Genomic DNA, 10,489 nt, shown 5'->3' on the forward strand with positions numbered 1-10,489 from the left:
GCCCCGCCCAGCGCACCAGCAGCGCGCGCTCGGGCTCGTCGTCGGCCAGCGCCGCGACGTAGCGGTGGCCCTGTTCGGTGAAGCGGGCAGAGAGGGTCAGGCGCCCGTCGGGGGCGGCCGGCACGGGGTGCGGGTCGCTCGGTCGCGTGTCGCCGGGCAGGGGCCTGCGGCGCAACACCTCCCGCAGGGCGTCGCCGACGTAGGGCAGGGCCGAGGTGGTGCGGGCGGGCACCGTCAGGCGCAGGGTCGTGCACAGCTGCGTACGGTCGTCGAGGTGGGTGCTGCCCGCGGGCCAGTGCACCAGGTCGCCCGCCGTGGCCTGCAGGGCGAACTCGGTACCGGTGTGTTCGGGCCGCACCCGCATCGTCAGGGAGCCGTCGAGGACCCAGGTGAGCACCGCCGAGTCGGGGCGCGCCCCGACTTCCTCGGTCGCGTGGTACCGGGTGCCGACGGCCAGCTCCGCGGCGACGGGCAGCGGCGGACGGCCCACGTGCTGCCACAAGGCGGCCAAGGCGTCCCGTACCCGGGACCAGAGTGCGAAGTCCAGGCCGAGCGCGTGCTCGGCGGTCAACAGCCAGCCTCCGTCGGTCAGTTGACCGGGCCGGGCCAGGCGGGCCGCGTACTGTGCGGCGTCCCCGTCCGACGGTGTGGGCAGCAGCGGGCCGGGGTCGCACAGCACGCCGTCCGGAACGGCGAGGCGTATCCGGGCCGGGCCCGGGGCGCGTGCCGCCGTCACGAGGAGCCGGTGCGCGGCTGCCGCGTCGAGGCCCGGGGAAGGCCCGTCGGGGACGACCACGGGCCCCTTTGCCCAGTACTTCTCCGCGAAGGCTCGCCAGGCGAGGGCGCGGGGAGCGGAGGCGCGGGGCGGTTCGCAGCTGCGGTTCATCGGGGCTGGGATCTCCTCGGTCCCTCATCCGGGGGCGGCACGACAGGCCTGGTGACCCTGTCAGAGGGTTTCCGGCGCCGTCAACGGATGTCGGAGATCCTGTGAACATCTGGCGCGGAACATATGCCCGGCCCCACTGCCGCACCGGTGCCCCCGCCGGTTCGGGCGGCGCTGCCCGCCTGCCGCTCGGACCAGGACATGTTCCGGCCATGGAGTCCGTCCGCCGGCTCCACGGTCTCCTCGACGCAGCGCCGTACGGCCGCGTAGCCCGGTACGGCTGTGACGGGTGTTGCTCGTGCCGAAGAGGACGGCGTGCTCGTGCCGAAGAGGGACGGCGCCGCCCGGAAGACGCCTGCCCTCGCCTTGCTCAATTTTGGTCGTGTCCCGTACAACCCTCCCGCCCCACTGCGGGTCTCCTGTTCGCATACGCCGAAGATCGTCGTGGTGTATCCCCGGTGAATTCGGGCGGAATGCATCCCATTGACTGCGGGCGTCGGCAGGACCGGCCCCCGCATCCCGCAGGAGAACTCTGCATGCACTCCAGACACATGCGCCTCGCTCTCGCGACCGCCGTCACGATCGCCGCCACCGGCGGACTCCTCGGCGTCACGGCAGGCCCGTCCGTGGCCGCCGACTCCGTCCACCACCACGACGCGGACTTCAACCACGACGGTTTCGCTGACGTCGCCATGTCCGCCGGTTACGCCTCCGTCGCCGGGCACGCGAGGGCGGGTCAGATCGTCGTCCTGTACGGCGCGAAGAGCGGGTTGGACAAGACGCACCGGACGACGTTCAGCCAGAACTCCCCGGGCGTACCCGGTGCCGCGGAGGCCGACGACACCTTCGGCTGGGTGAGCGTCTACGGCGACTTCAACCACGACGGGTTCGACGACCTCGCCGTCAGCGCGGAGTACGAGGAGGTGGACGGCGACAAGGAGGGCGGTCTCGTCCAGATCCTGTGGGGCTCCGCGGCGGGGCTGTCCGGCGGCACCACCGTCACGGACCCCGCCCCCACCGCGCACGACCTGTGGGGCCGGTCGCTGGCGGCGGGCGACTTCGACGGCGACGGCAAGGACGACCTCGCCGTGGGCTCCTCCGGCGCCTCGGTCTACGTCTTCAAGGGCGGCACCACCAAGTCGGGCACCCTGGGCGGGCGTTACACCTTCAAGCCCCCGATCCAGAACGCGGGCGGCGACCCGCACTACAACGGTCCCCTCTCCCTCGTGGCGGGCGATGTCAACGGGGACGGCAGGTCGGACCTGGTGGTCGACGGCTACGACACCGCGACCACCGAGGCCTGGAACAAGAACTTCTACATTCCCGGCACGGCCTCGGGGCTCAACGGGGCGAACGCCGTCGGCCTCACGCCCGGCGTCATCACCGGCATCGGCGACGTGAACAACGACGGCTACGGCGACATCGTGACCGGCATCGCCTGGGACAAGGCGAGCGGGGTGCCCGGCGCGAGCGACGGCGGCAAGGTCTCCCTCACCTATGGGTCCGCGAGCGGCCCGGCCGCCTCGACCAGCATCTCCCAGGACTCGGGAGCCGTACCCGGCGCCTCGGAGAAGGGCGACGGCTTCGGCGACGAGCTGTCGCTCGGCGACATCAACGGTGACCACTACCAGGACCTGGTCGTGGGCACGGACGGCGAGGACCTCGACGGAGTCGCCGACGCCGGTTCCGTCACCGTCTTCTACGGCTCGGCGCAGGGGCTCGACACCACGTCGGGCATCCAGTACTTCACGCAGAACACCGCGGGTGTCCCCGGCGTCGACGAGAAGAGCGACCTCTTCGGCAGCGAGGTCAAGCTCACCGACGTCACCGGTGACGGACGGGCCGACCTCACGATCGGGTCGCTGGGAGAGAACGCGTCCGACGGCCAGCTCACCTACCTGCCGTCCTCGGGCGCGAAGCTGACGACCACCGGCGGACGCTACTTCATGGACCCCGACGTCGGCGTCTCGACGGCGGGTGCGCCCATGCTCGGCGGCAACGCGGCCGAGTGACCTCCGCGGGGCGGGAGAGCACGTCCGGTGGGCCCACCGGACGTGCTCACTTCTTGACGCGGTGCAGCTGGATCTCCCGGTTCACGAAGAGGTGCACGAAGCCGCAGCGCCAGCAGATCAGCCCGGTTGCGGTCTCGTCGGACCACGCGAGATTGAACAGTTCCCCGCCGGTGCTGTTGAGCTTCACGCCCCGCTCGCGGAACTCGTCGCTCTTGCAGACCTGGCAGGTGATCCACATCTCGCCCAGCGATGCCCGGACAGCCTTGGCCATTGCGTGTCCATCCCCAGTCCGACGTCGGTGGAACATCGATCATGCCGTCGGCGCCGGTCCGGGGTGAAGTGAGTTGAGCAAGAACTGAGAAATCGCGAGGGCGGCCGCTCTGTGGAAGGGTGGATGCGTGAAATGTCCCGTCAGGTGACATTGGCCCGTCATGGGCTGGTTTTCGTATCCGTACACGCCTTCAGGAGGCCCCATGTCCTCGAAGCGACGCCGTAAGAAGAAGGCCCGCCGCAAGCACGCCGCGAACCACGGCAGCCGACCGCAGTCCTGACGTCCCTACGCCCTCTGCACGGCTCCTTCACCGACGGCCGTGGCCCACTCGGTGACCAGTACCTCGTACTCCGCCCGCTCCTCCGCGGACAACTGGCCCCCGGTGCGCGCCCAAAGGTCACGTATCTGCTCGTTGACCACGTCGGCGGACCGTGCGGAGCGCGGGGCGGGGATGGAGGACATGTGAACGAGAGTAGGGGATCGGTACGCCTATGTGCTCCGGTCCGTCACGTGGTCATCGCCATGTGTGATGTTCGCCATGTTGGGCAACCCTCGCGCGATGTGCGCGTAACCCCTGCGTACAGCGGCACGTCTGCCGCGCCCGCTCCTCGTGGGCGCCGGGCTCCGGACGCCTTCCCGGAAGCCTGACGACGTCCCGGTCGAGCAGCGCCGGCCCCCGAGGAACGTCGTCGTTTCCTTGCCCGTGTGCGCCACGCGCGTGACCCGCAGGCCGCATACATGTCCACGGACCGCAGGATGCGCCCCGGTTCGTGAACTTGGCGGACGGCTCGATGGTTTCCTGCCGCCGCGGTGTGCCGGGCGGGGGCCCGATCGGTGAGGATGGTCCTCGCCCCGGGCCCCGCAGGCGAACAGGAGCAGTGCGCATGAGCGACGTCCCCCAGCGCCTCGACATCTCCCGGGCCACGCTCGACGAATGGCCCGTGATCAGCGGCTGGGCCGCCGACGAGGGCTGGAACCCGGGGGTGGCCGACGGGCCGAGCTTCTTCGCGCAGGACCCCGAGGGGTTCTTCCTCGGGCGGATCGACGGCGAGCCCGTCTCCGCGATCTCCGTCGTCAACTACGGTCCCGCGTACGCCTTTCTGGGCTGTTATCTCGTCCGTCCTGACCTGCGCGGCCGGGGGCACGGCCTCGCGACCTGGCGGGCCGGGCTCACGCACGCGGGCGGGCGCACCGTCGGGCTCGACGGCGTCGTCGCCCAGCAGGACAACTACCGTGCGTCGGGATTCGAACCCGCCCACCGCACCGTCCGGTTCACCGGAATCCCCGCGCGCCCCGGCCCCGCCGACACGGTCACCGGAGTCGTGCCGGTCACGGCGGACCCCGGCCTCGTGGCCGCGGTGCGCGCCTACGACAGCGCCTGCCACCCCGCCGACCGGCCCCGTTTCCTGGACTCCTGGCTCACCACGCGGGGGCACACCGCGCTCGCCCGCGTCGCCGACGGCCGAGTCACCGGATACGGCGTGGTGCGCCCGGGGCGCGACGGCCTGCGCATCGGGCCGCTGTTCGCGGACACCGCCGAGGACGCGCGTGCCCTCTTCGACGCCCTCGCGCCCACCGGCGAACCCGTCAGCATCGACGTACCGGAGACGAACACCGAGGCCGTCGCGCTCATGGCGGCCCGTGGTCTGCCCGCGGGGTTCGAGACGGCCCGGATGTACACGGGGCCCGTACGGCCGTTCGCTCAGGGCCGCGTCTTCGGCGTGACGACCCTCGAACTCGGATGAACAAAGGGCGCGTTGGGCCGTCCTGACGCGACGCGGTGCCGTGCCGCGGGCTGACGGACGACGCGTGGCGGACCGGGGACGGATGCATGGAGCGCGCGCCGTCGACCAGTGCGCCGCCGGCACCGAGGCGCCCGCGGGCTCATCCGGCGTCGAAGGACCCGTGCCGCCCCGCCCCGGCGGCGAACCGTCCCGCCCCGTCGAGGCCCTCCGCCAACACGCTCTGCCCGTGCCGGAGTTCGCCGCGCATGGCCGACTCCTCGTCCAGGCCGCCCTGCTCCCGTACCGACGCCCGGTCGCTGCGCAGGCAGGCCTGCGGGAACGCCGCGAGCTGTGCGGCCAGCTCCTCGGCGGCGGCCCGGGACCGTCCCGGCGGCACCAGGCGGTTGGCCAGGCCCATCTCGTACGCCTCCTGCGCCGGGACGGGCCGGCCGGTCAGGATCAGGTCCATGGCACGGCTCTCCCCGATCAGCCGCGGCAGCCGCACCGTGCCGCCGTCGATCAGCGGGACGCCCCAGCGGCGGCAGAACACCCCGAACACCGCGTCCTGTTCGACGACCCGCAGATCGCACCACAGGGCGAGCTCCAGGCCGCCCGCCACCGCGTGTCCGGCCACCGCCGCGATCACCGGCTTGGTGAGCCGCAGCCGCGTCGGGCCCATCGGGCCGTCACCGTCCTGCTCCACCCGGTTGCCGCGCCCGGTCCCGACGGCCTTGAGATCGGCGCCCGCGCAGAACGTGCCGCCCTCGCCCCACAGCACCGCGACCCTCGACGCGTCGTCCGCCTCGAACGCCCGGAAGGCATCGGCCAGTTCCGCGGCCGTCGGACCGTCGACGGCGTTCCTGGCCTCGGGGCGGGCCAGGACGACCGTGGTGACGGGCCCCTCGTGTACGACGCGGACGGACGGCATGGCGGGTCCTCTCCTAGGTGACGTTCAAGGACAGCTTGGCCCGCGCCGTCGACGACGTACCGACGAACAGCTCGAACGCGCCTTCCTCCAGCAGGAATTCGCCCTTCACGTCGTTCGTCCAGAACCCGAGATCGTCGGCCCCCAGCCGGAAGCGCACCGTCCTGGACGCGCCCGCGTCGAGCGTGACCCGCTGGAACCCGCGCAGCCTGCGCACCGGTTGGGTGATGCTCGCCGCCAGGTCGTGGACGTACAGCTGCACCACCTCGTCGCCCGCGCGCGAGCCGGTGTTGCGCACCGCCACCGACACCTCGACTGTGTCGCCCTTGCGCAGCGCCTTCGCCGGGACACTGCCCCGGCTCAGCTTCGGCGTCTCGAGCGCGAACGTCGTGTAGCTCAGCCCGAACCCGAAGGGGAACTGCGGGGTCGGCGGCAGGTCCAGGTACTTCGACGTGTACTTGTTGTCCGCGTCGTAGGGGCGGCCCGTCGACTCGTGGTTGTAGTGGATCGGGATCTGGCCGACGGCCCGGGGGAACGACACGGGCAGCTTGCCGCCCGGGTTCACCGCGCCGAACAGCACGTCCGCGACCGCGTGGCCCGCCTCGGTGCCGGGGTGCCAGGCCTCCAGGACGGCGGGCGCGGAGTCCAGCCAGTCGCCGAGGGTCAGCGGACGCCCGTTCACGAGCACCACCACGAACGGCTTGCCGGTCCGCGCGATCGCGGCGATCAGCTTCTCCTGGTCGCCGGGCAGCGAGATGTCGCTGCGCGCCGACGCCTCACCGCTCATCGCGGTCGGCTCGCCCACCACCACGACCGTGACGTCCGCCGCCTTCGCCGCCGCGACCGCCTCGTCGATGCCGCCGACGTCCTTGCCCTCGGCGTCGACGCCCTGCGCGTACGTGACCTTCGCGTCCGGCGCCGCCTCGCGCACCGCGTCGAGCACCTTCACCGCCGGGAACTTCTCCGCCGACGCCGGCACCACCCACGTACCGAGCAGATCGGCGGAATCGCCGAACGGGCCGACGACGGCCAGGGAGCCGACCGCCTTCTTCAGGGGCAGGACGTTCCCCTCGTTCTTCAGCAGGACCATCGAGCGGGCGCCCGCCGCCCGGGCCGCCTTGCGGGCCTGCGCCGACGGTTCGGTGACCGCCGCGGACTCCTTCACGTACGGGTCGTCGAAGAGCCCGAGCGCGAACTTGAGGCGCAGCACGCGCGCCACCGCGTCGTCGATCCGGCGCCGGCTGATCTTTCCGGCGCGCAGCAGCTTCTTGCCGTTGGTGAGGAGGTTGGTGCTGGTCATCTCCATGTCGACGCCCGCGTTCAGGGCGAGGCGGGCGGCGTCCGCGCCGTCCTCGGCGAAACCGTGCGCGATCAGCTCCTGTACGCCCGTGAAGTCGCTGACGACGAAGCCGTCGAAGTCCCACTCCTTCTTCAGGATGTCGGTGAGCGTGTGGGTGTTGCCGTGCGCCGGGACGCCGCTGATGGTGTTGAAGGACGCCATCACGGTGGCGGCGCCCGCGTCCAACGCGGCCTTGAACGGCGGCAGGTACAGGTTGCGCAGCCTGGACTCGGACACGTCGACCGTGTTGTAGTCGCGGCCGCCCTCGGCGCCGCCGTACCCGACGAAGTGCTTGGCGCAGGCGGCCAGGGTCTCCTTCGTGCCGTAGCCGGAGCCCTGGTACCCCTCGACCTTGGCGGCCGCGAACCGCGCCGTGAGATACGGGTCCTCGCCGTTGCCCTCGGCGATGCGACCCCACCGCGGCTCGTGCGTGACGTCCATCATCGGTGCGAACGTCCAGTGCACGCCGTTCGAGCGGGCCTCCTTCGCGGAGACCTGCGCGTCGCTCCGCGCCACTTCGGGGTCGAAGGCGGCGGCCTGCGCCAGCGGGATGGGGAAGTTCGTCCAGAAACCGTGGATGACGTCAAGACCGAAGATCAGCGGGATGCCGAGCCGGGACTCCTCGACGGCCAGGCGCTGCAACGCGTTCGTCGTCTTCGCGCCGAAGATGCTGAACACCGAACCGAGCCGTCCCGCGCGCGCCGCGTCCTCGACCTCCTTCGTGGAGCCCGAACCGGGATTGAGGTCGTAGGCCCAGGGAAGCTGCTGCAGCTGGCCCAGCTTCTCTTCGAGAGTCATACGGGCGAGCAGGCCCTGGACCTTGCCCTCGTGCGCCGCCGCACGTCCGCCGTCCGCCGCGGACGCGCCCGGGGACTGGCTGGTCACGACGGCCCCCGCGGCGGCGCTGACGCCGATCGCGGACAGCAGAGTACGCCTTCGTAGCTCCGGCATGTCTTCGCTTCCCGATAGACCGAGACCCACAACTTCTGTGGTGGGTACAAGAATTGAGGCGAAGCTACGTTCCGGTTACCCGCGGGTCAAGAGGTGCGCCCGGGGCGCCGTGGCAGATCACCTTCCTGCGCGGAGCTCTTTCCTCCTTCGGTTGACCTCAACATTGGTTGAGGTCCTAACGTCAGCGGTATGAGCATGGAAACGACAGCCTGGACGCAGTTGCACAGCGTGATGAACGCGCAGGACGGCGGCGGGAAGAACCGCCCGTTCGCCCGCGCGACGCTGCGCCGCATCGCCGCCTTCGCCCGGCCGCACCGCCGCCGGATCAGCCAGTTCGTCGCCCTGAGCATCGCCACCGCGCTGCTCGCCGTGGCCACGCCGGTGCTCGCGGGACAGGTCGTCGACGCGATCGTCGGCGGCAAGGAGCAGGGGGTGGTGATCCGGCTCGCCGTGCTCATCGCGCTCATCGCGGTCGCCGAGGCGGGCCTCGGGCTGCTCGCCCGCTGGCTGTCCGCGAACCTGGGCGAGGGGCTCATCCTCGACCTGCGCACCGCCGTCTTCGACCACGTCCAGCGCATGCCGGTGGCCTTCTTCACGCGGACCCGCACCGGCGCCCTGGTCAGCCGCCTCAACAACGACGTCATCGGCGCCCAACGCGCCTTCAGCAACACGCTCTCCGGGGTCGTCGGCAACGTGGTCACACTGGTGCTGACCCTCGCCGTGATGCTCACGCTCTCCTGGCAGATCACCCTCCTCGCGCTGCTCCTGCTGCCGGTCTTCGTCCTGCCCGCCCGGCGCATGGGCTCCCGGATGGCGAAGCTCCAGCGTGAGGCCGCCGCCCACAACGCGGCGATGGGGACCCGGATGACCGAGCGGTTCTCCGCGCCGGGCGCCACGCTCATCAAGCTCTTCGGGCGGCCCGGCGACGAGTCCGCCGAGTTCGCCGCGCGGGCCCGCCGGGTACGCGACATCGGGGTGCGCACCGCCATGGCCCAGTGGGCGTTCATCACCGCACTGACCCTGGTCTCCGCCCTCGCGCTGGCCCTCGTCTACGGCCTCGGCGGCTACTTCGCCCTCGACGGCACCCTGGAGGCGGGCGCGGTCGTCTCGCTGGCCCTCCTGCTCACCCGCCTGTACGCGCCGCTGACGTCCCTGGCCGGGGCGCGCGTCGAGGTGATGAGCGCCCTCGTCAGCTTCGAGCGCGTCTTCGAGGTCCTCGACCTCAAGCCCCTGATCGACGAGAAGCCGGACGCCGCCGACGTCCCCGACGGCCCCGTCGCGGTGGAGTTCGACGACGTATGGTTCGGCTACCCCGCCGCCGACAAGGTCTCCCTGGCCTCCTTGGAGGAGGTCGCCTCGCTCGACACGCGCGGCGGCGCGGAGGTGCTGCACGGGGTGTCGTTCCGCGCGGAGCCCGGGCAGACGATCGCCCTGGTCGGCTCGTCCGGCGCCGGCAAGTCGACGATCGCGCAACTGCTTCCCCGCCTCTACGACACCGACGCCGGCGCGGTCCGGATCGGCGGCGTCGACGTACGCGACCTGAGCGCGGCCTCGATGCGGGCCACGCTCGGCATGGTCACCCAGGACGGCCACCTCTTCCACGAGTCGGTCCGCGCGAACCTGCTGCTCGCCCGCCCCGAGGCGAGCGAGGACGAGCTCTGGGACGTCCTGCGCAGGGCCCGGCTGGAGGCGCTCGTCCGGGACCTGCCGGACGGTCTGGACACGGTCGTCGGCGAACGCGGCTACCGGCTGTCCGGCGGCGAACGCCAGCGCATGACCATCGCCCGCCTGCTGCTCGCCCGCCAGCGCGTGGTCATCCTCGACGAGGCCACGGCCCACCTGGACAACACCTCGGAGGCCGCCGTCCAGGAAGCCCTGGCGGAGGCCCTCACCGACCGCACGGCGATCGTGATCGCCCACCGCTTGTCCACGGTCCGCTCCGCCGACCGGATCCTCGTGATCGAGGACGGGCGGATCGTCGAGCAGGGCGACCACACCGCGCTGCTCGCCGCCGAGGGGCGCTACGCGGAGCTGTACCGCACGCAGTTCGCGGCGGAGGGCCAGGACGGGGTGGTGGAAGCGGCCTGACCACGGCGGGAGCCGGAACGGTGCTCTCAACTGGGTGAGAACAAAACCGAGTTGGGCTCCCTCCCGGCCTCTTGGCGCCGGTGGCCCTGGTCCGAGGCGGAATCCGACCGCGCCCGGACCGGGGCCGTCGGGCTCGTCAGCGGCGGCTCATCGGGGCGGGGGAGTAGCTCGGTAGGGGGGAGTCAGGAGCGGGGCGCGGCGTCGCGTGCGACCTTGCGGGCCCACAGCACCAGCGGGACCTGGAGCGGCACCCGGGCCTGCGCCGCGCGGGCCAGCGGCGCCGGCCGGTGGCGCCA

Annotated in this window: 8 protein-coding genes; 3 read left to right on the top strand and 5 right to left on the bottom strand. The window is 71.9% G+C overall.

Translation table 11 applies throughout. The annotated features are described in order from the left end of the window. A partial coding sequence (locus G3I40_RS16430; RefSeq protein ID WP_164302899.1) for a hypothetical protein occupies positions 1–886 on the bottom strand: 886 nt, incomplete at its 3' end. A 533-nt stretch (positions 887–1,419) separates the two neighbouring features. On the opposite strand from G3I40_RS16430, the gene G3I40_RS16435 reads away from it, so the two are divergent. Further along, positions 1,420–2,895, top strand: coding sequence for an FG-GAP repeat protein (locus G3I40_RS16435; RefSeq protein WP_164302900.1), 1,476 nt, complete (start codon positions 1,420–1,422; stop codon positions 2,893–2,895). Positions 2,896–2,941: 46 nt separating this feature from the next. Here G3I40_RS16435 and G3I40_RS16440 read toward each other — a convergent pair whose 3' ends face one another. Together G3I40_RS16440 and G3I40_RS46465 are read right to left on the bottom strand one after the other, a co-directional pair. Then, a complete protein-coding gene (locus G3I40_RS16440) occupies positions 2,942–3,166 on the bottom strand; it encodes a hypothetical protein (RefSeq protein WP_164302901.1) in 225 nt (74 codons plus the stop codon). A gap of 285 nt (positions 3,167–3,451) precedes the next feature. Then, positions 3,452–3,628, bottom strand: a complete 177-nt coding sequence (locus tag G3I40_RS46465) for a hypothetical protein (protein ID WP_203644185.1) — start codon at positions 3,626–3,628, stop codon at positions 3,452–3,454. Positions 3,629–4,050: 422 nt separating this feature from the next. Here G3I40_RS46465 and G3I40_RS16445 point away from each other — a divergent pair, with 422 nt between their 5' ends. Continuing rightward, entirely contained in the window at positions 4,051–4,911 is an 861-nt protein-coding gene (locus G3I40_RS16445) for a GNAT family N-acetyltransferase (protein WP_164302902.1), read from the top strand. Positions 4,912–5,050: 139 nt separating this feature from the next. Here G3I40_RS16445 and G3I40_RS16450 read toward each other — a convergent pair whose 3' ends face one another. Beyond that, complete coding sequence (locus tag G3I40_RS16450; protein WP_164302903.1) at positions 5,051–5,818, bottom strand: crotonase/enoyl-CoA hydratase family protein; 768 nt, start codon at positions 5,816–5,818, stop codon at positions 5,051–5,053. A 13-nt stretch (positions 5,819–5,831) separates the two neighbouring features. Further along, positions 5,832–8,105, bottom strand: a complete 2,274-nt coding sequence (locus G3I40_RS16455) for a glycoside hydrolase family 3 N-terminal domain-containing protein (RefSeq protein WP_164302904.1) — start codon at positions 8,103–8,105, stop codon at positions 5,832–5,834. A gap of 189 nt (positions 8,106–8,294) precedes the next feature. Here G3I40_RS16455 and G3I40_RS16460 point away from each other — a divergent pair, with 189 nt between their 5' ends. Next, positions 8,295–10,193 carry an ABC transporter ATP-binding protein gene (locus tag G3I40_RS16460; protein WP_164302905.1) on the top strand — a complete coding sequence of 633 codons (1,899 nt, stop codon included), beginning with the start codon at positions 8,295–8,297 and terminating at the stop codon, positions 10,191–10,193. Positions 10,194–10,489: the final 296 nt, after the last annotated feature.

It is taken from the genome of Streptomyces sp. SID14478, assembly GCF_010548525.1.
GTDB lineage: Bacteria > Actinomycetota > Actinomycetes > Streptomycetales > Streptomycetaceae > Streptomyces.

Excerpts from the sequence above, each read along its gene's own strand:
- G3I40_RS16435 (WP_164302900.1), top strand. The coding sequence starts at position 1,420 with ATGCACTCCAGACACATGCGCCTCGCTCTCGCGACCGCCGTCACGATC.
- G3I40_RS16440 (WP_164302901.1), bottom strand. The coding sequence starts at position 3,166 with ATGGCCAAGGCTGTCCGGGCATCGCTGGGCGAGATGTGGATCACCTGC.
- G3I40_RS46465 (WP_203644185.1), bottom strand. The coding sequence starts at position 3,628 with ATGTCCTCCATCCCCGCCCCGCGCTCCGCACGGTCCGCCGACGTGGTC.
- G3I40_RS16445 (WP_164302902.1), top strand. The coding sequence starts at position 4,051 with ATGAGCGACGTCCCCCAGCGCCTCGACATCTCCCGGGCCACGCTCGAC.
- G3I40_RS16450 (WP_164302903.1), bottom strand. The coding sequence starts at position 5,818 with ATGCCGTCCGTCCGCGTCGTACACGAGGGGCCCGTCACCACGGTCGTC.
- G3I40_RS16455 (WP_164302904.1), bottom strand. The coding sequence starts at position 8,105 with ATGCCGGAGCTACGAAGGCGTACTCTGCTGTCCGCGATCGGCGTCAGC.
- G3I40_RS16460 (WP_164302905.1), top strand. The coding sequence starts at position 8,295 with ATGAGCATGGAAACGACAGCCTGGACGCAGTTGCACAGCGTGATGAAC.